We start from the raw sequence: 22,945 nt of genomic DNA, 5'->3' as shown, positions 1-22,945 counted from the left end.
TCTTTCAGGCGAGTATTATGACCACGACCATCGATAGCATCATATCCGATTTCGAATTTCTCGATGATTGGGAAGACCGCTATCGCTATGTTATCGACCTCGGTAAGGAACTGCCGCCCTATCCCGACGATGCGCGCGATGCTGCACACAAGGTTCAGGGCTGCGTCAGCCAGGTCTGGCTGAAGACGCTTCCACAAGACGGTAACGATCCGGTTATCGAATTTCTCGGCGATTCCGATGCGCATATCGTGCGCGGTCTGGTGGCCATTGTGCTAGCGCTTTATTCTGGCCACAAGGCTTCAGAAATTCTCGCCGTCGACCCGGAGGCCATCCTGAAAAAGCTCGGCCTTGATGAACATCTCACGCCGCAGCGCTCCAACGGCCTGCGCGCCATGGTGGCACGCATCCGTCGTGAAGCTGAGCTCGCGAAAGAATCAGCCTAAGAGCTGCTCCAAAAGTCGCCCTGTGCGGCTGCAAATGGCAATTTACCTGCGTTCCGGTGCTCATCTACCTAAAAGTACATTGCGCTCCGGCACTCGAAAATTACCATTCTTGCACTCACATGCCGCTTTTTAATTCAGGCTCCAAGAGTTTCTCAACCGACAGGGCTGCGGCGAGCAGCCTTTTGTCCGTGCCGCCGCGCGCGCTGAGCATGAAGCCCGTCGGCAGCTTCATGCCCAACATGGGCACGGTGATGCTGCACAGGTCGAACTGGTTTCCAACCTGCGTATCACGCAGCAGCAGCCCTTCCACGCGATCATATTCAGCCTCGTCATTGCTGACTGAAGCGATTGTCGGCGCAACAATCGGCGTAGCGGGCGTTACGAACATATCGAAGCCGCTCAGGCGCTCGTCCATTTCCTCAACCAGCGTTGCGCGTGTTTCCATGATCCCGCGATAGGTTTCCATTGGAACCTTGACGCGGACGGACAGCGGGTGCTTCACCCGGAAATCGACATTGGCATCAGGATCGCCAAGCCAGGTCGATGCGTGGATATGACTTGCCTCGATCCCGGCAATGGAGCCGACGCGAGTTGCCTCGCGCAAACGCTGGATCAGATCATCCACCTCCAGATCGACAATGATCACTCCCGCCTTTTCAAGAAGCGCAACCGTTGCCTCGAAGTGCTTTGCGACGTCGGGCTCCATATCGGCCAGAAGATAGCCCTTTGGCAACGCGATGCGCAGACCCTTCAGTGGCAAGGCATCCGGCAATATTGGTGTTTCGCCTGCCATAACGGCATCGGTGATGATCGCATCAGTAACCGTCTTGGTGAGGGGGCCGACGGAATCGAGCGACGGCGCCAGCGGAAACGCACCGTCGAGCGGAATGCGCCGGGCGGTCGGCTTGAAGCCGACAATGCCGTTTAGCGCCGCCGGAATGCGCACCGATCCGCCCGTATCCGAACCGATAGCGATTTCGGTTGTGCCTTCCGCTGCCGAAACTGCGGCACCCGACGACGATCCGCCCGGAACACGTGTCGGATCGATCGCATTGCCCGGCTCGCCGTAATGCGGATTGAGACCGACAGGCGTGAAGGCGAATTCCGTCATGTGGGTCTTGCCGACAATGACCGCACCCGCATCGCGCAGACGGCTGACAATCGTAGCGTCCCGTGTCGCCGGGGCAGCATCGCGGCGAATAACCGAACCGGCAAGCGTAGGCTCTCCGGCAACATCGAAAAGATCCTTGATCGAAACAATGCGCCCATCGAGCGGCCCGGCGGAGCGCCCATCACGAAGGCGCGCATCGGCGGCATCCGCCTCAGCGCGCGCCTGTTGTGCATAGACCTTGCTGAAAACGTGTTCGCATGCTGTCCGCGCTTCGAGCCGCGAGAGAATACTTTCCAGCCGATCCCGTACAGAATTCATGTGATTTCTCCCCACTTCCCCAACGGGCCCAGAGCCCCTTCGAGAAAGAGGCGATAGACCTACCCCGGAAAGGTGTCAATGAGGGCGCCACCTCACATATTCTGCGGACGCTTTTGCGGTCGATAGTCGTCTGTTCCCCAATGCAACACGACTGCTTTTTCTCGCTCCTTTTGAAGGTGAGGATTATAGTGCCGGTGCAGCGCGGCCAGCCCCACCTTGAGCAACATCTTGGCAGAACGAACGGGCCATTGCCGCTCATGTTCCACGGTTTCAAGCCCTTTCAGGAAGCAGCAGACATCGACCAGAACGCCGTTCAGTTCCGGCCCGATTGCTTCCAGTGCCCGCTCAACGCGGATACGGCTGGCCAACGCGATATCGGTGAGATCAGCCATGCCCCCCGACCCGCTGCGCCCACTTCCGACATTTGTATCCCAGCGCATGGTGACGGATGGCATGAGCGATCCGCGGGTGAAGTCGGCCCGCAGCCTTTCACCGGCAAGGAACTCGCTCTCCGAGATAAAGGAAGAACCATTTGCATTTTTGCGTCTATAGAGCATGGCAAGCGGCGATTCCTCTGGATTGATCTCAATCTTGTCGCCCCGCTCATAATCGATGGTCTGCAAGCTTCTTGCCGGGTTGGGCAACGGTTTGCCGCCTTCCTTTGCACACTTGATAGCAGCCGGCGATGGAACAAGCCGCTCCTCCTCCCAATGCAGCAACCCCTTTTTCTGCATGGTCTCCAGTTCGGCGCGGGAGGCCGCAATCGTCCCGTGCTCCGTTGCAAGAAACATGCGAAGCGCGAATGGAATCCTGAACCTCACAGCCACCGTTCTTCAGAAAGCTCATGATTCTTGTTTCGGTCGCTGACAGTTGGGTGGTCATGCCGCCATCCTCCAGGCCGTGAAAGCAATTTGTGCAATACGCTCGAACGTCGAGACGATTGCATCGAACTCCGTATCGTCCCGCATGTCTTCCACCAGATGGCAGGCATGCATCACGGTTGTCCGGTCCCGCGCAAATCCGGCAGCCACTTCACGCACAGCTAACCCAAAAGCCGTATGCGCGACGTACATGCCGATCTGCCGCACGCGTGCAACCTCACGCCTGCACCGCAACGGTGACCGCAATTCCATGCCGGACACACCGAACATGGCGGCCAGGAGATCGATAAGGGCATCGCACAGCGCCGTGTTCTGCTGCTCTCGCGATCGGTCGGCGACACCCCCCACCGTTTCGAGGTTAACGCTTCGCCCACGCAGCGCAGCAAGCACCTTCGGTGCTTCGAAAGCTTCCGCCCGCGTATGAATGACATCCGATAGTTTCAAAGACATTCATCTTTCCTCGCCATAGTAGGAATATCTTCTTATACCGGGGAAATTGTAAGTGGGGATAAGTTTCGTAGACAGAATTGCTGTTTCTGTTTATTTTCGACACCCCTAACATAGGCCAAAGCCTTGTCACGACGGCATTACCGAACTCGATCCATAGCGTTCAATCGCCATTTTACTGAAAAATCAGGCAAATTCTAGGAATATTATCCATAATCATTTTTCGTGGCTCATGCTCATTCGCATCAAGAAATGAGGAATGATCGCGATCTGAGGCAAGCCCGCACGCTATTTTTTGCCCGGCAAAAAACACAATCAACTGACCGCGATGCAACGCATTGCGTTACAGATCATTCCGGCATCGATCTTGATGAAGTTCTCTACGCACCGCTTGAAGAGAGGGAACGGACCAAACGGTGTCTGACACGCCTCATGGAGTGAGAGCACCTGAAAGGAGTGCGCGGTGACTGCAGTTATGACCTAACAGACACTCGACCGGATCGGTGAAAAGACCATCAGTTTCCCGAAGCGTTCAAATCCAAAACAAAATGGCCAGTATCATGGAGCGCAAGCTCAACGATACTGGCCATTTCTATAAAGTTCTCGGAACCGATGCGACAAAGCGCAGTATGCTCTAAAGTCGAAGCGATTAAGCGTCCTTAGGCTTGCGGCCCAGGCCCATCTTCTTAGCCAGGCGCGAGCGAGCAGCAGCGTAGTTCGGAGCGACCATCGGATAGTTCGGATCGAGATCCCACTTTTCGCGGTACTGTTCCGGCGTCATGTTGTAATGGGTCATCAGGTGACGCTTCAGCGACTTGAACTTCTTGCCGTCTTCGAGGCAGATGATGTAGTCGTCATGAATTGACTTCTTCGGATTGACGGCAGGTTTCGGCTTCTCGACAACGACAGGCGCTTCTTCGCGTTCGACGTGACGCTTGAAAGCGGCATGTACTTCTGCGATCAGCAGCGGCAATTCACCTGCGCGAATCGAATTATTGCCGACATATGCAGCGACAACATCTGCAGTAAGGCTCAGAAGCAGCTCTGCGCTTTCGTCGTGCGTGTCCAGATTTTCCATTGTATTTCCTTTTTACTTCTTATTGTTGCGCAATCGACGACTGGAGATCCCCGCCTGCCATCGCCGTTACGTATTCCTAAACCCTGCCCCATCCGTTCTCGACTGCGAATATCAGTTGATAATGTCATTTGCAATAGAATTGTCAAACCACATTACATTAACAACAAGTCTTTCTTCTTGAAACATCAAATAGAAAAACTCGAACTCAACCTTACTGAGACAGGGAAACTTTGAATCGCGATGTGTTCGCGTTGCCGCCCCTGCCGTTTATTGAAGGATATGGATGAAGCTGCAGTTCACAGCCGTGCTTCCTTTAATTTGCTCGACCTGCGTTAGCAATAGTTTTCTCCCTCAAGTTTTCTTGTACGAAGTCCAAGACTAGTATGTTACCGTCAGGTAGCTTTTGGCGGCAAAATCGGGCCTCAAAAAGGCATTGCTCAAATATATTTCAACGAAATCAACTCGCTTTCGCCTCTTCGGCCAACTATATAAATGTCACTATCACCCGCCAGAAGGCACGGCTTACCGGCCTTGCAGCAAATTGAAACAGTTTTCATCGGAATTGTGGATGTCTCAAAGCTCCTCCCACCTTCAACCACCGCATGCAGCCAAACATCCGGTCAATGACACTCGTCACGGGATCACCCGCACCGACGATTATGCTTGGTTGCGCGCAGATAACTGGCAGGAAGTATTCAGGGATCCATCGGTGCTGAACCTCGAAATCCGCGCGCATCTGGAAGCAGAGAATGCCTATCAGGCGGCGTTGATGAAGGACACGGAAGCGCTCCAGAAAAACCTGTTTGTCGAAATGCGCGGACGCATCAAGGAAGACGACTCCTCCGTTCCTTCCAAGGATGGCCCTTTCGCCTATGGCGTGTCCTATCGCACCGGTGGCGAGCAGCCCTATTTCATTCGCACTCCGCGCGATGGTGGCGTGGTAACCATCCTTCTCGACGGCGATGTCGAAGGCAAGGACAAGGCCTATTTCCGTCTCGCTTCAGCCGATCATGCCCCGGATCACAAGCTTTTGATCTGGGGATATGACGACAAGGGATCGGAATTCTACAAGCTGAAAGTTCGTGACCTGTCTTCCATGAATGACCTTGAAGACATTGTCACCGACACGAATGGTGGCGGTGCATGGGACGCGGAGAGCAAAGGCTTCTTCTATACGCGCCTCGATGAGAACCATAGACCGTCCAAGGTCTTTTATCACAAAATCGGCACGGACCAGTCGGATGATCCGCTGATCTATGAAGAGAAAGATCCGGGCTTTTTCCTCGGTGTCGGCGGCTCGGCGCTGGACGACTATATCTTCATCGACATTCACGACCATGAAACATCGGAATGCTGGCTCCTGCCCGCCAACGATCCGGCGGCAAAACCGCAGCTCGTCATGGAGCGCAAGACCGGCACGGAATATGACATAGCGCCGGGAGGTGACGTCTTCTACATTCTGACCAATGCGGATGGCGCCAAGGATTTCAAGATTTGTCAGGTGCCAACTGCTGCGCCGCAGCCAGAAAACTGGGTGGAGGTCGTGGCAGAAAAGCCGGGGCGGCTGATCCTCTCGCACTCCGCCTACAAGCACCATCTTGTCTGGATGGAACGCGACAACGGTCTGCCGCGCATCGTGATCCGCGACCGCGAAACCGGCGAGGAGCATGCCATCGCCTTCGACGAGGAGGCCTATTCGCTCGGCCTTCATGGCAACGCCGAATATGATACGGATGTGATCCGCTTCTCCTATTCGTCCATGACCACGCCGGAACAGCTCTTCGACTACAATATGCGGACACGAGAACGGAAGCTCTTGAAAACGCAGGAAGTTCCTTCCGGCCACAACGCCCAGGACTATGTTACGCGTCGGGTTTTCGCTACCGCGTCGGATGGCGAACTGGTGCCTGTGTCCCTGCTCTACCACAAGGACACGAAGCTCGACGGCTCAGCACCTTGCCTGCTCTATGGTTATGGTTCTTATGGCATCACCATTCCTGCGAGCTTCAGCACGTCGCGTCTGTCGCTTGTGGATCGGGGATTCGTCTACGCCATCGCCCATATCCGCGGCGGCAAGGACAAGGGTTTCGCCTGGTATGAAAACGGCAAGCGCGACAAGAAGGTGAACACATTCACCGATTTCATTGCCGCCGCAAAGCACCTCGTTGCAGAGAGATTCACCAGTCATGACCGCATCGTCGCCCATGGCGGTTCCGCTGGCGGTATGCTGATGGGTGCAATTGCCAATATGGCGCCTGGCGCATTCGGCGGCATCATTGCCGAAGTACCATTCGTAGACGTGCTGAATACGATGCTGGACGATACCCTGCCGCTAACCCCGCCGGAATGGCCGGAATGGGGCAATCCAATCACATCGGAAATCGATTACCGGACGATTGCCGGCTATTCGCCTTACGACAATGTCAGCCGTCAGGATTATCCGGCCATTCTGGCCGTGGCCGGGCTTACCGACCCGCGCGTCACTTACTGGGAGCCTGCGAAATGGGTTGCCAGACTGCGTGAACTGAAGACCGATAGCCACCCGGTTTTGTTCCGTATCAATATGGATGCGGGCCATGCCGGTGCGTCGGGTCGCTTCTCGCGGCTCGACGAAGTCGCCTATACCTATGCCTTCGCTCTCAAGGTGACAGGCAAGGCGGGCGACACGCTCTAAACGCCTGAATCCGGCATCGCATCCATGTTTTAAGGGTGCGATGCTTCTCCATAGGAGAAAGCGCTCTGTTTCGATTATAATCTTATAGTATTGTTCTATAGCTATTCTTGCAAGGAGAGACCGATGCTGCGTCAAGTCATTGCTGTTTGCCTCACTTCCGCATCGCTTGCGGTTTCCGGTCTTGTCGCGCTACCGGTGTCGGCTGAAGCGCAGGTGCGCAAGGATGTCAGCGAATATGCAGGCCAGCGCTGCAACGTGCCGAGAAGGGGCAGCGGCATCATTGTCGGCCAGTTCAGCGGCGTGGATGACTCGCCTTTCATCACAGGCGGTGATGGTCTGGTCGCGATCGACCGCGTCCGATGCTTCAGCAGCATGTCTGAATGCAAAGGATGGCTTTATACAATGCAGAGCAAATACACCAATGCCGGTGCCGCTACTCTGGTGCGCTGCACCAAGCGTTGAACCGCAACATAAAAACTGCGGTTTTCACGGAGCCTCATGAATGGCATCCTCCCACCACTTGATGCATCGCCTTCGGGCGTCATCTTCGGTTTGGGAGGATCGGAAATGCAGCAGGCCAGCTATGTTCCAAGCTATGTTCACGGTGCGAGCGACAAGCTTCTCATTGGCAATACGATCGGTCGGCATCTTGACCAGATCGCGGAAAAATATCCCGAACGTCCTGCCGTCATTGTCCGGCACCAGAATATCCGGCTGACCTATTCCGAACTCAGACAACTGACCGATCAGCTTGCCGAAGGCTTCCTCGCCATCGGGCTGCGCCCCGGCGAACGTCTCGGCATCTGGTCACCGAACAATCTCGAATGGATTCTCACCCAGTTTGCGAGCGCAAAAGCGGGACTGATCCTTGTCAACATCAACCCGGCCTATCGGGCGCATGAACTTGAATATGTGCTGGGGAAAGTCGAATGCGCAGCGCTGATCCTCGCGCCGTCACTGAAAACCAGCAACTATATCGATATCCTGCGCAGCATCATGCCTGAACTGGATGAGTCCCGACCCGGTCATGTGATATCCGAGCGGCTTCCCAATCTGCGGTGCGTGATCCGGCTCGGTGCGGAACAGACGCCAGGCACGCTGAATTTCAACGATGTCGCCCAGTCCGGCGACGCAGTCACACGGGAAGAACTGGCGCAGCTTGCCGAAGAACTGCAATTTGACGATCCCATCAATATCCAGTTCACCAGCGGCACAACCGGCAGCCCGAAGGGTGCGACGCTCTCCCACCACAATATCCTCAATAACGGGTTTTTCGTCGGCGAAGCGATGCAGCTTTCCGAACAGGACCGGCTCTGTATTCCGGTGCCGTTCTATCATTGCTTCGGCATGGTACTCGGCAATCTTGCCTGTGTGACCCATGGGTCCTGTATGGTAATTCCAAACGACAGCTTCGATCCTCTACTGACGCTCCAGACTGTCGAGGAAGAGCAATGCACCGGCCTGCACGGCGTGCCGACAATGTTCATTGCCATGTTGGATCACCCGGAATTCAGTCGTTTCAACCTCACCAGCCTGCGCACCGGTATCATGGCCGGATCGCCCTGCCCCATCGAAGTGATGCGGCGTGTTGTGAGCGAGATGCATCAGAGCGAAATTACGATTGCCTATGGCATGACCGAAACAAGCCCGGTCAGTTTCCAGAGCTCGACGAGCGATCCACTGGAACGGCGCGTTTCCACCGTCGGGCGCATCCATCCGAATCTGGAGGTGAAGATCGTTGATGCGGATGGCAAGGTGGTGCCGCGTGGCGAAAAGGGCGAATTGCTGACGCGCGGCTATAGCGTCATGCGCGGCTACTGGAACGATGCCGAAAGTTCCGCTGGCGCCATCGACGATGCTGGCTGGATGCACACAGGAGACCTCGCGACGATAGACGAGGAAGGCTATTGCAACATTGTCGGGCGCATCAAGGATCTTATCATTCGCGGCGGCGAAAACATCTACCCGCGCGAAATTGAAGAGTTTCTCTTTACCCATTCCGCGATCAGCGATGTCCAGATATTCGGTATTCCCGACCGCAAGTTCGGCGAAATCATCTGTGCCTGGGTCAAGCTGCACAAGGATGGTCAGGTTTCCGAAGAAGAACTGATTGAGTATTGCCGACAGCGCATCGCGCATTACAAGGTTCCGGCCCATATCCGCTTCGTGGATCAGTTTCCGATGACCGTGACCGGCAAAATCCAGAAATTCGTCATGCGCCAGGTCATGATCGAAGAACTGGAATTGCAGGAAATTCGAACAGCGTAATTAACCCGTCATTATATCGTCTGGCCACGTGTCATATTCTCCTAGAGTGTGTTTCGATCTGATTGGATCAGATCGAAACACACTCTAGGTTCTTCTATTTCTATCATGTCTCCCAAAACCGGTTCCCACTTTTGGGAGACATGTTTTAATATTTTCGCTCATGGCGGCTTGCAAAGCGAAGGCGAGAATGCATATTACGTAAACGTAAGATTTTTGGGAGAGTTTCCATGGAAGAATTGATCGCTCGCATCACCTCCAAAGTTGGCATCGATGCGGCAACGGCAGAAAAGGCAGTAGGCATGATCCTCGCCTTCCTGCAGAAGGAAGGCCCGGCAGCGGAAGTCCAGAAGCTTCTGGCAGCATTCCCCGGCGCTGAAGAAGCAATCGCGCAGGTCAAGGGCGGCGGGTTTCTGTCCGGCCTCATGGGCGGCGTGATGGGCCTTGGTTCCCAGCTCATGGGCGCTGGACTCGGTATGGGTGAAATTTCCGGCGTTGCAAAGGAAACCATCCGCTTTGCCAAGGAAAAGGCCGGTGACGAACCGGTTGATGCCGTCATCGGCGCAATTCCGGGCCTCGGCCAGTTCGTCTGATCAAACTTTACATGTTCGAAAAGGCCCCGGTTTCCGGGGCTTTTTTTGTTTGGACTGCCCAACCGAGTGTAACGGCACAAATAATGACACGACTCAGTATAAACAATAGTATTTAAGTCATGTTTTTCACGATAACGTGAAATCGATGTAATAATCCCTATAAAATCAGGATGATACTTGCTGCACTGGGGATTTAACCGACGCAATGATTGCAATGCTCCGGATTGTATCGGATATTTGAACCAAGGGACGAAGTCTGTTCAATTTTTAAATGCGGAGGATCGCATGCGTTTGTTTTTCCTGACAGTCAGCTCTGCAGCTATATTGATCGCCGGCGCAGCACAGGCTGACGTCACTGCGGATCGTCAGGCAATCATGAAGGACCTTGGACGCTCGGTCGGGTCAATTGCTCCGATGATCAAGGGTGAGAAGCCATTCGACGCCACCACAGCACTTGCTGCGCTGGAAAAGATCGATGCCGATGCCAAGAAGCTGGATGTGGATGCGTTGTTCCCAGCCGGTTCGGATCAGGGCGATACCGAAGCTTCGCCGAAAATCTGGGAAACCAAAGACGACTTCGTCAAGCACGTTGAAAAATTCCGGACCGACGCTGCTACGGCACTGGCTGCCAAACCGCAGGACTTGGATGCGCTGAAGCCAGCCTTCCAGCAGGTCGCCGCCAATTGCGGTTCCTGTCATCAGGCCTATCGCGTCAAGAAGAACTGATCTTCGCTGTTGACAGAGAGCACACCGAAAGGAAACACTCGGTGTGCAAAGGCTTTTCCAGCAAAAGTGCGGTGCAATTCCAGCGCATCCGTACTTTGGAACTATCACGCTGAATAACGGTCACAAGAGCGGTCCGGCTCATGCTGGAACCGCCTCACGGGAACGGATGGGATGGTCCGAAAACTAGCATATGTTGCAGGCGCCGTGGTCGTCCTTGGAGCCGCTGCCTTCTGGATTCTGACCGCTCCACAAAAGGTGGACGCAACCGTGCTGGACGCTATGAAACCGGGCGACCCCGTGAAGGGCGAACAGGTTTTCTGGGCGGGCGGCTGCGCTTCCTGCCATGCAGCACCAGGCGCATCGGGTGACGCGCGCAAGGTTCTCGCGGGCGGACATGAGCTGGTTTCAGATTTCGGGACTTTCATTGCGCCCAATATTTCCCCGTCCGAGCAGGGAATTGGCACCTGGACCATCCAGGATTTTGCCAATGCGATGCTGAAGGGGGTCGGCAAGCAGGATGAGCATCTTTATCCATCTTTCCCCTACACCTCTTATACCAAAATGCGACCGCAGGACGTGGCCGATCTTTTTGCCTTTATGAAAACCTTGCCTCCCTCCGACAATGTCGCAGCGCCGCACAAACTTTCTTTCCCTTTCACGATCCGGCGGGGGCTCGGCCTCTGGAAACAGCTTTACCTGTCAGACCAGCCTGCGGTGGAAATCGCAAATGCTTCCGACCAGGTGAAGCGCGGCCAATACCTGACCGAAGCCCTTGGCCATTGCGGCGAATGTCACACACCGCGTAATGCGATTGGGGGGGTAGACACAAGCAAATGGCTCGCCGGAGCATTGTCGCCTGAAACCGACAGTGACGGGAAAAAAGGCGTAGTGCCGAACATTACACCGGATGAAGCGGGTATCGGCAGCTGGAGCGAGAAAGACATTTCCTATGCGCTGCAAAGCGGCTTTACCCCGGATTTCGATTCTCTCGGCGGATCGATGACCGACGTGGTTGCGAACATGTCTCACCTTGCCGAAGCAGACCGCAATGCCATTGCCGCCTATCTGGAAGCTATTCCGGCGCACCCGAACGGCTATCCTGCGCGTTGAGGGCAGCGATCCGGCATAATCTTGCCGATCCTCGTTTCACTCCAGTTGGATTTTGCTCTATATCATAAGTTATAGTTGAACAGAGGGAGCAAGCTGCCTGATGACTGCCGAAGACGCTATTTTTCTTGGCGCGAGCCGCAAGCCTGACGACTCCTACCAGCAGCCGGAATATCTAGCGCTGAAATACGGCAACCGGCACGGCCTCGTCACCGGCGCGACCGGCACGGGTAAAACGGTCACGCTGCAGGTTCTGGCCGAAAGCTTTTCAGCGGCTGGCGTTCCAGTTTTCTGTGCTGACATCAAGGGCGACCTTTCCGGCATTGGCGCAATCGGCGTTCAAAATGACGGCCTTCTCAAGCGTGCAGCGGAAGTGAAGCTCGATCCGTACGAAATGCGCGCTGCACCTGTGATCTTCTGGGATATTTTCGGGGAACAGGGTCATCCCGTCCGCGCGACCATTTCCGAAATGGGACCGCTGCTCCTGTCGCGCCTGATGAGCCTGACCGAGGCGCAGGAAGGCGTGTTGAACATCGCCTTCCGCCTGGCGGATGAAGAAGGGTTGCTGCTTCTGGACCTGAAGGACTTGCAGGCGATCCTCGCCGAAATGGCGGAGCGCTCGGCCGAGCTTTCCGGCAAGTATGGCAATGTGAACAAGGCTTCGGTAGGCGCGATCCAGCGCTCGCTTCTAGTTCTGGACCAGCAGGGCGGCTCGAAATTCTTCGGGGAACCGGCGCTCAAGATTTCAGACCTGATGCGCACCACGACCGACGGGCGCGGTGTGGTAAGCGTGCTCGCCGCCGACAAGCTGATGATGAGCCCGCGGCTCTATTCCACTTTCCTGCTTTGGCTGATGTCGGAACTCTTCGAGGAACTGCCGGAAGTCGGCGATCCCGACAAGCCGCGGCTCGTCTTCTTCTTCGATGAAGCGCACCTTCTCTTCGATGAAGCGCCGAAGGCTCTGGTCGACCGTGTCGAACAGGTAGTGCGTCTGATCCGCTCCAAGGGCGTCGGCGTCTATTTCGTGACGCAGAACCCGCTCGACGTGCCGGAAACAGTTCTGGCGCAGCTTGGCAATCGCGTGCAGCACGCCTTGCGCGCCTATACCCCGCGCGAAACCAATGCCGTGAAGACGGCTGCCGATACATTCCGTCCAAACCCGGATTTCAACACGTTTCAGGCGATCACCAATCTCGCCACTGGCGAAGCGCTGATTTCCACACTGCAAGCCAAGGGTGTGCCTTCAATCGTGCAGCGCACGCTCATGCGTCCGCCTTCGTCGCGCATCGGCCCGCTGACGCCTGAAGAACGTGCGAAGATCATCGCCGCAAGCCCGGTTGCCGGGCAATACGATCAGGTACTGGATCGCGATTCCGCTTTCGAAATGCTGGCCCGCAAGGCGCAGAATGCGGCAGCAGCCCAGCAAAAGGCCAAGGAAGAGGAAGAAGGCGGCGGTAGTATCCTTGGCGATCTCGTCGGCACCGCACTTGGCACTGGCCGTCGCTCCGGTCGCCAGACGGTCGCGGAAACGGCCATGAAGTCTGTTGTCCGCTCGGTCGGCAATTCGCTTGGCCGCGCACTTGTGCGCGGCATTCTCGGCGGCTTCAAACGGTAGAAGGCGCCAGAGTCACGCCTTCGCCGGTTTGGCGAGGGCGTAGGCGACAAGGGCATTGGCATGACCATGCCCCATCTCGAATTCCGACTTCAGCCAGTTGACGATTTCCATATGCTTGTCGCCCTTTCGCTGCTCGATCAGCGAAAGCCAATGCTGGACAGGCTGCCCGTATTTTTTCTCGATGGACGGGAAATAGGATGCAGGACCCTTCACGACTTCCTTGGCGGCTCGTTCCTCGAACATGAATTCCCTCTCCTTGTTCCGACGATTTGTCCGCGCGGAAAGTGACTTATTTTCAAGGTGGCGGCAAGTTGGCGCGCGGCTCAATAGAAAAAGCCCCGGACAGTTGGCTATCCGGGGCTTTGCAATTTGCGGTTTCGGCACTCGCTATTACATCACGAGAATTGGTGACTTCGCCGGAACGCGATCATAGAGATCGATGATGTCCTGGTTCAGGAATCGTACGCAGCCCGAAGAGACTGCCTTGCCGATAGACCACCATTCCGGATTACCGTGCAGGCGGTACAGCGTGTCCTTGCCGTCCTGGAAAATATAGAGTGCGCGGGCGCCGAGCGGGTTCTTTAGACCCGGCGCCATGCCGCCGTTCCTGGCGCTGTACTGCACCAGTTCCGGCTGGCGGGCGACCATTTCATCCGGTGGGGTCCAGCGCGGCCACTGGCGCTTGTACTGGATCACAGCACGGCCCGACCATGCGAAACCTTCGCGGCCAATGCCCACGCCGTAGCGCATTGCCTGTCCGTTTTCGAGGACCAGATAGCAGAAGCGGTTGGCCGTATCGATAACCAGCGTACCAGGCAGTTCGCCGGTTGGATCCTGCACAACCTGACGCAAGAAGCGCTTGTCCATCTTCTGGATCGGAATTGCCGGAAGCTGGAAGCCACCATCCTCGACGGCGGCATACATCTGTGCCCAGCCGCCATAGGAAGAGTCGACGTTGGCCTGCGGAGTGCGGTTGATCGGGTTGCCCGACTGATCCACATCAATGATTGGAACATTCTGCCCCAACTGAGCGCAACCGGCCAGACCGGCGGCCGCTGTTGCTGTCATTGCCGTCAGAAAGGAACGGCGGGTAAGGGTCGTTTGCATATGAAAACCAGTTTGGTGACGGGAGGAGTTACAGATACACATTCAGGGTTAACGAATTGCGACCCGGCCAATTGTGGCAGATACGCGGTGATCCAACGAAAGAGCCGTAAATGGTGGGGTCCGGTGTTTGGTTGCACGGAAAACGCCCGAAAAATGTGGCGTACACCCGTTCGGAATGCGGCCTAAACATGGCGAACGCCTACCAGCATGGCTCGTGTTGCAGCCGCGACACAATTTTGGGTGCAGCAGCCAATTTTCCCTAAACCCAAAAGTTCAAATTTTTGTGAGAATTCAATCAAGCAACTGGAGGCTTGGCAGAATCAGTGTCGGAGCAAACTGTTTATATTCGTCGGGCTGGCTGGTCCGATTGATCCAGACCCCGCGCATACCGAACCGTACCGCACCTGCCACATCCCAGCGATTTGAAGACTGGAACGAGATCGCGGATGGATAAAGCCGCCATTGCAGTGTGATGAGTTCATAGACCGCCGGGGATGTCTTGTATTTCTTGACTTCATCGACCGAAATCACATCGTCCAGCAAAACATCGAGCGCTGCCGAACGGACAGCGGAGTCCAGCATTGCGGGCGAACCGTTGGAAAGAATTGCAAGCCGTGCGCCCTTTTCCTTCAAACTTTTGAGGGCAGCGGGTACCTCCGGATAGCAATCGAGCTTCCAATAGGCATCAAGCAGGTCATTACGAAGTGCGGGATCAACGGAAGGATAGCGCGCGAATGCGAAATCGAGCGACTCCTCGGTGAGTTTCCAGAAATCGCTATAGGCACCCATGAGGCTCAGCACCCAGGAATATTCGAGCTGCTTTGCACGCCACAGTTCTGAAAATGCCCGACCGTCCGGCCCGGCTTTATCCGCATGTCGCCGCACCGCAGAATGGACATCAAATAATGTGCCATAAGCGTCGAAGACATAGGAACTATGGGACACCGTTTCCTCCTGTTAGGGTCCGCCACGCATCGCGAAGCATAAAATCTAGAATTGCGTCATCCTACTGTGATTTCAATAATAATTCATTGTCTTGAAGCTGAATTGCTCATTCGCGCCATTGCCGCCCGCACCGATGCGGCCTATGTAGATTCCGCACGCAAGTTTTGAGGCAGCATCTGCTCGGCCCGCCGCAAGCTGCCCACGTAAGCTGCCATGTAAGCAGAAAGAAAAGAGGAGAGTTTCCAATGGCTTTCGAACTGCCCGCCCTGCCGTATGACTATGACGCCCTTGCGCCTTTCATGTCGCGCGAGACGCTTGAACTTCATCACGACAAGCACCATCAGGCCTATGTCACCAACGGCAACAAGCTGCTCGAAGGCTCCGGCCTCGAAGGCAAGAGCCTGGAAGAGATCGTCAAGGAAAGCTACGGCAAGAACCAGGGCCTCTTCAACAATGCCGGCCAGCACTACAATCACATCCTGTTCTGGAAGTGGATGAAGAAGGACGGCGGCGGCAAGAAGCTGCCGGGCAAGCTTGAAAAGGCAATCGAGTCCGATCTTGGCGGCTACGACAAGTTCCGTGCGGATTTCATCGCTGCGGGCGTTGGCCAATTCGGTTCAGGCTGGGCCTGGCTGTCGGTCAAGGACGGCAAGCTTGAAATATCCAAGACCCCGAACGGCGAAAATCCGCTGGTTCACGGCGCAACGCCGATCCTCGGTGTCGACGTGTGGGAACATTCCTACTATGTCGATTATCGCAATCTGCGTCCGAAGTATCTCGAAGCCTTCGTCGACAATCTCATCAATTGGGAATTCGTCGAAGAACTGTACGAAAAGGCCTGATGTCTTTCGTATGAAAGTAAAGAAAAACCCCGGTTTTTTACCGGGGTTTTTTGTTGCCGCTATTCCTTGATTACCTGCACACCCACATGTTGCGCGCGCCCTGCGCCCCATCCGGCGATAGCAGCACCTAACCCCAACACGGCGAAGAAAAGGCCACAGGCGGTAAAGCTGCCCGTTGCGCTGTGGATCAGACCCACGATGAGCGGGCCAATGGCTGCAAGCGTATAGCCGACGCATTGCGCCATGCCGGATAGATGCGCTGCGGTGTGCGAATCCGGTGCGCGCAGCACGATCACCATCATGGCGGCGGCGATGAGACCGCCCTGCCCGATGCCCTGAATGACCGCCAGTCCCCAATAAGTCCATAGCGGCAGATACAGAAAGCCGATCAACGGCAAGGCCGCACAGGCACAAAGAGTGACATTGAGCAGGCTCTGGTTCTTTTGACGGGTAGCAATGGAAGGCACTGCGAGACAGGTAATGACCTGAGCCAATATCGAGAAGGAAACCAGACCGCCTGCCGCTGCCGGGCTGAGGCCCTGCTCGCGCAGGATCGGCGCCAGCCATCCGAACACGATGTAAGCGGTGGAGGATTGCAAACCCATGAACAGGGTTACCTGCCAGGCCAGCTTATCTTTCCACAAGCCGATCACCTTGAAACCCGAATGGGCGACATTGTGTTTCGCACGCATAGCCTGCGGCAGCCACAACAGCAGAACGATTGCCGCCGGAACGGCCCAGAATGCCAGAGCGAGATTCCAGGAACCGCCGAGCATCCCCTTGATGGGAATGGTGAAACCGGCTGCGGATGCAGCGCCGCCACATAGCGCCATTGTATAAAGGCCGGTCATGATGGCTGCGGTTTTCGGAAAATCACGTTTGACGACGCCGGGAAGCAGCACGTTGCCCGTAGCAATTGCCGCACCGGCCAGCGCTGCGCCGATATAAAGCGAATAGAACGAACCAAAGCCGCGAATGGCGGTGCCGACAGTCAGCACGGCCAGCACGAAAAGCAGGACCCGTTCTGCGCCGAAACGCTGCGCCAGCCATGGTGCGAATGGCGCAAAGACGCCAAGGCAGACGACGGGCAAAGTGGTCAGGATACCGGCTGCAACGGACGACATGCCGGTGGCATCGATGATTTCCGGCAAAAGCACGGAAACGCTGGAGAACACAGGCCGCAAATTGGCGGCGATCAGCACGAGGCTCAGGCCCAGTAAAATTCGCAGCGCCTTGCTTGGCGGCTGCTGGACAGGTGGTGGCGGAACGCTGTCCGCTTCCGCATCGACCAGCGCTTCAGGCTGCAGCATCGCCTCGTTTTCCGCCGTGCCCGACAGGGCTGTATTCGTGTGGCTCATGATGCCAGCAACCTTTCAAGTTCTTCAATCAGGGGCGCCATGAAGCGGCGAACCGTTGCACCGGCCCTGTCAGGATCGCCCGAAGCGATGGCTTCGACGATCTGGCGGTGCGCCTCATGGTTTGGCTCCGGCAGTTCGCCGTCGAGCGTAGCTTCTATGGATTCGCGGATGGAGGCGGAGAAAAAGGCATAGACCTCGATCAGTGCGCTATTGCCCGAGGCCGCGACAATTGCCTCATGAAAGGCAAAGTCTCGGGCCACAAAAGTTGCCCGGTCGAGTACGTCACGATTGCCGCGCTGTGCCAGCATTTTCTCAAGATGGGCAATCCCCTTCGGCTTGATGCGCAAGGCGGCCAGACGTGCGGCTTCCGTTTCCAGAACAGCTCGCGTTTCAAACCGGTCGCGCAGACTGGTATGGCGGATACGGTCGAGACTGCGCGCCGTGTCGGCAGTCGAACGGACATAGGTTCCCGAACCCTGCCGGGTTTCCAGCATTCCTTGAGCCACCAGCGCCCGAACAGCTTCGCGCACCGTGCCGCGGCTGACATCGAGCTTTGCAGAAAGTGCGGCTTCATTTGGCAACTGGTCACCTATCGACCAGCGTCCCGACGTGATTTCGCCGCGCAATGCCTGCGTGGCCGAATCCGTCAAAGTCTTGCGGGATATCGCCTTCATATCTTCACCAAAGTCATCTGATGACTTGATGAATTAGACCTATGTAATGGAGCTGTCAACCATCATGAAGAAAGCTGATTGCAGGCTAATGTGGTGGAGTTGAAATTCCTGTCGCCACACTGGTAACCGCCGCCGCATTCCGTTAACAATTTTCACGCACGTGCCCCACAATCCAGCCGCTCGAGATTTCGGGCCAGACTTCAGGTGCCAGTATGATCACACTTTACAGCCTTTCCGGAGACCATCTAGAACAAGTGGAAGTCGAGCCCGGCACTCCGCTGCCCGAGAATGTGATCTGGATCGATCTGTTTGCTCCTGGCGTCAATGAAGACAGTATTGTCGAAGCATGGATGGGCATTTCGATCCCGACGCGCGAAGACATGACGGAAATCGAGGAATCGAGCCGCTTCTACATGGAAACCGGCGCGCAATATCTCACAGTGCCGATCCTGCACGCGGTCGATCTCGACCATCGCGAGCTGGCGCCCGTCACCTTCATCCTGCATGGTTCGCGGCTGATCACTGTTCGTTATGCCAATCCGAAATCGTTCAGCACCTATATCCTGCGCTCCACCAAACCGGGCAATGGGTTGATATCACCCAAATGCTCGGGCCTGTCGATCATGCTTGGTATTACCGAAGCCACGACGAACCGCCTCGCCGACATTCTGGAAGGTGTCGCAGGCAAGATCGATGCTGCCTCGCATTCCATCTATCGCCGTCAGCCGAAAGCGCGACCGATGACGACGGAGGATTTCCGTCACATACTGACCCAGATCGGTGGACAGGGAACATTTCTCTCGCGAATGCGCGAAAGTCTGGCGGGGATCAGCCGCATGCTGGTCTATCTGTCGGCCATAAACAATCCCGCAGCCGGCAAGAAGGAAACGCGCAGCTGGATCAAGTCGCTGGAACGCGACACGCAATCCCTGACCGCCTATGTGGACTTTCTGTCCAACAAGGTCACATTCCTTCTCGATACGATCGTTGGTCTGATTTCGGTAGAACAGAACGCCATCATCAAGATTTTCTCTGTGGCGGCGGTCGGTTTTATGCCGCCGACGCTGGTGGCTTCCATCTACGGCATGAACTTCTCCTTCATGCCGGAACTGCAATCGCCATGGGGTTATCCAATGGCACTTGGTCTGATGATCGCCTCCGCCCTGCTGCCGCTGTACTATTTCCGCCGAAAGGGTTGGCTGTAGCTTGTGGTGACAACGCAGGCGCACCACGTTATATCATGCGTTATAACATAGGAGAGCAGCCATGAACGTGACCCTGCGCAAGATCGGCAATTCCGACGGTGTAATCATCCCAAAGGAAATGCTGGAGCAGTTGAACGTGCAAACTGGCGACACTCTGGTCCTGACCGCAGACAAAGATGGACTGAGACTAACCAGGAGCACGGAAGATCCGGAGGTCTTCGAGAAGAAAATGAAGATTGCCCGCGAGCGGATGAAAAAATATGAGACCGCTTATCGCGTGCTCGCTCAATGATCGGCTTTCATTCGCGAGCTTTCATAGAAGCGCTGCACCAGGAGCAGTTGCGTCTGCATGGTGGTGCAGCGGGTATTCGCGATTCCGGTTTGCTTGATTCAGCGCTTGCGCGTCCGTTGCAAAAGGAAGCCTATGGCGATCCGGATATCTTCGATCTGGCGGCGGTCTATCTGTTCGGTGTGCTGAAGAACCACCCTTTCGTGGACGGCAGCAAGGGAACTGGACTGGCTGCCGCTGACTTGTTTCTTTATTTCAACGGCTTCAGTCTTGAATCCGTACAGGAAGACATTATCCAGCTCGTCCTGATGGTTTCGACGAGTGAAATCGATGAAGCTGGTGCTGCAGCATTTTTCCGTGACCATACCGTCGCTATAGACGAAGACTAAACAATCTTCAGCGACACGATTTCCCATTCGACGTTATTGATTTTCACGACATCGCCAACCGGTTTACCAAACAGCAGGATGGCGACGGGTGCCACATGGGAAATCTTGCCGTTTGACGGGTCAGCCTCGTCCTCGCCCACGATGGTCCAGCGGCGGACCTTGCCGTCGTCCAGATTTTCCAGTTCCACCGTCATGCCGAAACGCACGACATCGCTGTCGGGAGCGGGAACGGAAAGCTCGGCATTTTCGCGCCGCGCCACCCAGTAACGCAGATCACGTGAGATACGCGCAATCGCCGAACGCTCGCCCGCGACATTGGCGTCCGCCAGCTCGCGTTGCAGCCGGGCGATTTCATCCTCGATCATCTTTAAGCCCGTCGGTGTGACGAGATTGCGATGCGGACTAACCGGGCGCTCGCCAAGATCGGTCGGCGCATCGTCCTGTTCTTTGGTGAAAGCTCTACTCATCACCTGAATGTAAGCAGTCTGCGCCTTCCCGGCAAGCCTCCTCCATCATATCCGCCGCCAGCTCTTGTGTGGGGTAAATGCATGATTTGTATGGGTGGTTTTTATTGATTGATGAGTCAATCAACGTTAAACTGACCGCTCGATAGCCTGAGAACGGACCAGGATTATGCCCAAGATCGGGATGGAACCCTTGCGGCGGCGTGAGTTGATCGATGCCGCTATTCGTACCATCGGCCAGCGTGGTTCGCTGGACGTGACCGTCGCGCAGATCGCGCATGAGGCGGGCGTTTCGCCAGCGCTTGCGCATCATTATTTCGGCGGCAAGGACAAGCTCATCCTGGCCACGATGCGCCATCTGCTGCGCGAACTTGGGCAGGACCTCAACGCCGCCATCGGACGGACCGAGACGCCGCAGGAACGTATCGCAGCCATCATTGCGGTCAATTTTTCCGCATCGCAGTTCACACAGGAAACCATTGCCGCCTGGCTTACTTTCTATGTGCATGCGCAACAGTCGGAAGATACGCGCCGGCTCTTGCGTATTTATGCGCGCCGTCTGCATTCGAACCTCGTTTTCGCGCTTGAACAACTGACCTCGCACGAGCGGGCCAGCCGCATTGCCGAGGGTGCAGGTGCCATGATCGATGGCCTCTATATTCGTCACGCACTTGGCGTCGATGCGCCCAATGCTGCCTCGGCCATGGCGCTGGTGGAAGACTATATTGCGGTTCAGCTTACGGGGGAAAAATGAGTATGGAAGCGGATTTCATCATCATCGGCTCCGGCTCCGCCGGATCGGCCATGGCCTATCGCCTGTCGGAAGACGGTCGCTATTCGGTGATCGTGATCGAATATGGCGTGCCCGATGTCGGCCCGTTGATTCAGATGCCGGCCGCCCTCTCCTTCCCCATGAATATGGAAACCTATGACTGGGGCTTTTCCACGGAACCGGAACCGCATATTGGCGGGCGCAGTCTTGTGACGCCGCGCGGCAAGGTGTTGGGTGGCTCGTCTTCGATCAACGGCATGGTCTATGTGCGTGGCCATGCCCGCGACTACGACCACTGGTCGGAAAGCGGTGCACGGGGCTGGGCTTATGCCGATGTTCTCCCCTATTTCAAGCGCATGGAAAATTCGAGTGGCGGCCAGGAGGGCTGGCGCGGCACCAGCGGCCCGCTTTATATCCAGCGCGGCAAACGCGACAATCCGCTGTTCCATGCCTTTGTCGAGGCTGGCCATGAAGCAGGCTTTGAGGTCACGGAAGACTATAATGGCGAGAAGCAGGAAGGCTTTGGCCCGATGGAACAGACGATCCATAATGGTCGTCGCTGGTCTGCCGCCAATGCCTATCTGAAGCCGGCCCTCAAGCGCCCGAATGTCAAGCTGGTCAAGGGTCTTGCGCGCAAGATCGTGCTTGAGGGAAAGCGCGCAGTTGGTGTTGAGATCGAGGCAGGCCGTAGCTTCTCAACCATCCGTGCGCGGCGTGAAGTCATCATTGCCGCCTCGTCGATCAATTCGCCGAAACTCCTGATGCTCTCTGGCATCGGCCCTGCCGCACAACTGAAAGAGCACGGAATTGAAGTGATCGCCGATCGCCCCGGCGTCGGCCAGAACCTGCAGGACCATCTGGAAGTCTATATCCAGCAGGAATGCACGCAACCGATCACGCTTTACTCCAAGCTAAACCTGTTTTCGAAAGCGAAGATCGGTGCAGAATGGCTGTTCTTCAAGACGGGTGACGGCGCAACCAACCACTTCGAATCTGCTGCTTTCGTACGCTCGAAAGCAGGTGTGGAATATCCAGATATCCAGTATCACTTCCTGCCGGTCGCCATCCGCTATGACGGTAAGGCCGCGGCGCAGTCACACGGCTTTCAGGCGCATGTCGGGCCGATGCGGTCGAAATCGCGTGGCAGCGTAACGCTTCGCTCGGCCAATCCGCGTGAGAAACCTGTCATCAAGTTCAACTATATGTCGCACGAAGACGACTGGGCCGACTTCCGCCATTGTGTGCGGCTCACCCGTGAAATCTTCGGACAAACGGCATTCGACGCCTATCGCGGCGCAGAAATCCAGCCCGGCGCGCATGTGCAGAGCGACGATGAAATCGACTATTTCATCCGCGAGCATGTCGAGAGCGCCTTCCATCCATGCGGAACCTGCAAGATGGGTGCGGTTGACGATCCAACGGCGGTGGTCGATGCTGAATGCCGGGTGATCGGTGTCGAAGGCCTGCGCGTTGCAGATTCATCCATCTTCCCGCGCATTACCAACGGCAATCTCAACGGCCCGTCGATCATGGTCGGCGAAAAGGCTTCCGATCATATTCTGGGCCGCACACCGCTGGCGCGCTCCAATCAGGAGCCCTGGATCAATCCGCGCTGGCAAGTTTCCGACCGCTGATAAAATTT

23 protein-coding genes and 1 pseudogene are annotated in these 22,945 nt (G+C 56.1%); 14 read left to right on the top strand and 10 right to left on the bottom strand.

Features of this window, described 5'->3' with window-relative positions; all coding sequences use genetic code 11:
* The first annotated feature begins 17 nt into the window (after positions 1 to 17).
* Entirely contained in the window at positions 18 to 443 is a 426-nt protein-coding gene (locus AAE521_RS23885) for a SufE family protein (RefSeq protein ID WP_342062729.1), read from the top strand.
* A gap of 115 nt (positions 444 to 558) precedes the next feature.
* Here the strand turns inward: AAE521_RS23885 and AAE521_RS23880 are convergent, their stop codons facing one another.
* The 4 genes and pseudogenes from AAE521_RS23880 to AAE521_RS23865 form a co-directional block, all read right to left on the bottom strand.
* Complete coding sequence (locus AAE521_RS23880; RefSeq protein WP_342062728.1) at positions 559 to 1,872, bottom strand: amidase; 1,314 nt, start codon at positions 1,870 to 1,872, stop codon at positions 559 to 561.
* A 92-nt stretch (positions 1,873 to 1,964) separates the two neighbouring features.
* Positions 1,965 to 2,754, bottom strand: a pseudogene (locus tag AAE521_RS23875) (DUF6456 domain-containing protein).
* Positions 2,751 to 3,203: a helix-turn-helix domain-containing protein gene (locus AAE521_RS23870; protein ID WP_374865129.1), complete on the bottom strand. Its 453-nt coding sequence runs from the start codon at positions 3,201 to 3,203 to the stop codon at positions 2,751 to 2,753. Before AAE521_RS23870 ends, AAE521_RS23875 begins: the two are co-directional and overlap by 4 nt.
* A gap of 646 nt (positions 3,204 to 3,849) precedes the next feature.
* Positions 3,850 to 4,278 carry a Ros/MucR family transcriptional regulator gene (locus AAE521_RS23865; RefSeq protein ID WP_342062727.1) on the bottom strand — a complete coding sequence of 143 codons (429 nt, stop codon included), beginning with the start codon at positions 4,276 to 4,278 and terminating at the stop codon, positions 3,850 to 3,852.
* Between the two features lie 568 nt (positions 4,279 to 4,846).
* Here AAE521_RS23865 and AAE521_RS23860 point away from each other — a divergent pair.
* The 7 genes from AAE521_RS23860 to AAE521_RS23830 all read left to right on the top strand — a co-directional run bounded on the left by AAE521_RS23860 (position 4,847) and on the right by AAE521_RS23830 (position 13,258).
* Positions 4,847 to 6,952: a S9 family peptidase gene (locus AAE521_RS23860; protein WP_342062726.1), complete on the top strand. Its 2,106-nt coding sequence runs from the start codon at positions 4,847 to 4,849 to the stop codon at positions 6,950 to 6,952.
* A gap of 123 nt (positions 6,953 to 7,075) precedes the next feature.
* Positions 7,076 to 7,414 carry a hypothetical protein gene (locus tag AAE521_RS23855; protein ID WP_071631503.1) on the top strand — a complete coding sequence of 113 codons (339 nt, stop codon included), beginning with the start codon at positions 7,076 to 7,078 and terminating at the stop codon, positions 7,412 to 7,414.
* Positions 7,415 to 7,519: 105 nt separating this feature from the next.
* Positions 7,520 to 9,220, top strand: a complete 1,701-nt coding sequence (locus AAE521_RS23850) for an AMP-binding protein (RefSeq protein ID WP_342062736.1) — start codon at positions 7,520 to 7,522, stop codon at positions 9,218 to 9,220.
* A gap of 227 nt (positions 9,221 to 9,447) precedes the next feature.
* A complete protein-coding gene (locus tag AAE521_RS23845; RefSeq protein ID WP_010661572.1) occupies positions 9,448 to 9,810 on the top strand; it encodes a DUF2267 domain-containing protein in 363 nt (120 codons plus the stop codon).
* 285 nt (positions 9,811 to 10,095) lie between these two features.
* A complete protein-coding gene (locus AAE521_RS23840; RefSeq protein WP_071631504.1) occupies positions 10,096 to 10,536 on the top strand; it encodes a c-type cytochrome in 441 nt (146 codons plus the stop codon).
* A gap of 171 nt (positions 10,537 to 10,707) precedes the next feature.
* Positions 10,708 to 11,646 carry a cytochrome c gene (locus tag AAE521_RS23835; protein ID WP_071631505.1) on the top strand — a complete coding sequence of 313 codons (939 nt, stop codon included), beginning with the start codon at positions 10,708 to 10,710 and terminating at the stop codon, positions 11,644 to 11,646.
* Between the two features lie 100 nt (positions 11,647 to 11,746).
* On the top strand, positions 11,747 to 13,258 hold the full coding sequence (locus AAE521_RS23830) for a helicase HerA-like C-terminal domain-containing protein (protein WP_071631506.1): 1,512 nt from the start codon (positions 11,747 to 11,749) through the stop codon (positions 13,256 to 13,258).
* A gap of 12 nt (positions 13,259 to 13,270) precedes the next feature.
* Here the strand turns inward: AAE521_RS23830 and AAE521_RS23825 are convergent, their stop codons facing one another.
* The 3 genes from AAE521_RS23825 to AAE521_RS23815 all read right to left on the bottom strand — a co-directional run bounded on the left by AAE521_RS23825 (position 13,271) and on the right by AAE521_RS23815 (position 15,310).
* On the bottom strand, positions 13,271 to 13,501 hold the full coding sequence (locus AAE521_RS23825; protein ID WP_071631507.1) for a DUF4287 domain-containing protein: 231 nt from the start codon (positions 13,499 to 13,501) through the stop codon (positions 13,271 to 13,273).
* 147 nt (positions 13,502 to 13,648) lie between these two features.
* Positions 13,649 to 14,365: a L,D-transpeptidase gene (locus tag AAE521_RS23820; protein ID WP_010661567.1), complete on the bottom strand. Its 717-nt coding sequence runs from the start codon at positions 14,363 to 14,365 to the stop codon at positions 13,649 to 13,651.
* A gap of 291 nt (positions 14,366 to 14,656) precedes the next feature.
* Complete coding sequence (locus AAE521_RS23815) at positions 14,657 to 15,310, bottom strand: haloacid dehalogenase type II (protein ID WP_071631508.1); 654 nt, start codon at positions 15,308 to 15,310, stop codon at positions 14,657 to 14,659.
* 245 nt (positions 15,311 to 15,555) lie between these two features.
* Between AAE521_RS23815 and AAE521_RS23810 the strand changes: the two genes are divergently transcribed.
* Positions 15,556 to 16,152 (top strand): superoxide dismutase, encoded by a 597-nt coding sequence (locus tag AAE521_RS23810; protein WP_071631509.1) that lies wholly within the window; start codon positions 15,556 to 15,558, stop codon positions 16,150 to 16,152.
* 59 nt (positions 16,153 to 16,211) lie between these two features.
* On the opposite strand, the gene AAE521_RS23805 is transcribed toward AAE521_RS23810, so the two are convergent.
* Positions 16,212 to 17,462 (bottom strand): CynX/NimT family MFS transporter, encoded by a 1,251-nt coding sequence (locus AAE521_RS23805; RefSeq protein ID WP_374865138.1) that lies wholly within the window; start codon positions 17,460 to 17,462, stop codon positions 16,212 to 16,214.
* 44 nt (positions 17,463 to 17,506) lie between these two features.
* Positions 17,507 to 18,184 carry a FadR/GntR family transcriptional regulator gene (locus tag AAE521_RS23800; protein ID WP_342062724.1) on the bottom strand — a complete coding sequence of 226 codons (678 nt, stop codon included), beginning with the start codon at positions 18,182 to 18,184 and terminating at the stop codon, positions 17,507 to 17,509.
* A 212-nt stretch (positions 18,185 to 18,396) separates the two neighbouring features.
* Between AAE521_RS23800 and AAE521_RS23795 the strand changes: the two genes are divergently transcribed.
* The 3 genes from AAE521_RS23795 (at position 18,397) to AAE521_RS23785 (ending at position 20,067) form a co-directional block, all read left to right on the top strand.
* A complete protein-coding gene (locus AAE521_RS23795; protein ID WP_010661562.1) occupies positions 18,397 to 19,389 on the top strand; it encodes a magnesium transporter CorA family protein in 993 nt (330 codons plus the stop codon).
* A gap of 61 nt (positions 19,390 to 19,450) precedes the next feature.
* Positions 19,451 to 19,681: an AbrB/MazE/SpoVT family DNA-binding domain-containing protein gene (locus AAE521_RS23790; protein WP_010661561.1), complete on the top strand. Its 231-nt coding sequence runs from the start codon at positions 19,451 to 19,453 to the stop codon at positions 19,679 to 19,681.
* Positions 19,678 to 20,067 carry a type II toxin-antitoxin system death-on-curing family toxin gene (locus AAE521_RS23785; protein ID WP_342062723.1) on the top strand — a complete coding sequence of 130 codons (390 nt, stop codon included), beginning with the start codon at positions 19,678 to 19,680 and terminating at the stop codon, positions 20,065 to 20,067. The genes AAE521_RS23790 and AAE521_RS23785 overlap by 4 nt, the downstream gene beginning before the upstream one ends.
* Here the strand turns inward: AAE521_RS23785 and AAE521_RS23780 are convergent.
* Positions 20,064 to 20,534 carry a GreA/GreB family elongation factor gene (locus AAE521_RS23780; protein WP_071631513.1) on the bottom strand — a complete coding sequence of 157 codons (471 nt, stop codon included), beginning with the start codon at positions 20,532 to 20,534 and terminating at the stop codon, positions 20,064 to 20,066. The genes AAE521_RS23785 and AAE521_RS23780 overlap by 4 nt on opposite strands.
* Before the next feature lie 166 nt (positions 20,535 to 20,700).
* Here AAE521_RS23780 and betI point away from each other — a divergent pair, with 166 nt between their 5' ends.
* Both betI and betA read left to right on the top strand, forming a co-directional pair.
* Positions 20,701 to 21,285 carry a transcriptional regulator BetI gene (gene betI / locus AAE521_RS23775; RefSeq protein WP_071631514.1) on the top strand — a complete coding sequence of 195 codons (585 nt, stop codon included), beginning with the start codon at positions 20,701 to 20,703 and terminating at the stop codon, positions 21,283 to 21,285.
* A gap of 2 nt (positions 21,286 to 21,287) precedes the next feature.
* Positions 21,288 to 22,937 carry a choline dehydrogenase gene (gene betA, locus AAE521_RS23770; protein ID WP_342062735.1) on the top strand — a complete coding sequence of 550 codons (1,650 nt, stop codon included), beginning with the start codon at positions 21,288 to 21,290 and terminating at the stop codon, positions 22,935 to 22,937.
* Positions 22,938 to 22,945: the final 8 nt, after the last annotated feature.

Source organism: Brucella cytisi, from assembly GCF_038433355.1.
Lineage (GTDB): Bacteria > Pseudomonadota > Alphaproteobacteria > Rhizobiales > Rhizobiaceae > Brucella > Brucella cytisi.
The sequence above is the reverse complement of the archived record's forward strand: the minus strand, read 5'-3'. Positions and strand labels throughout refer to the sequence as shown.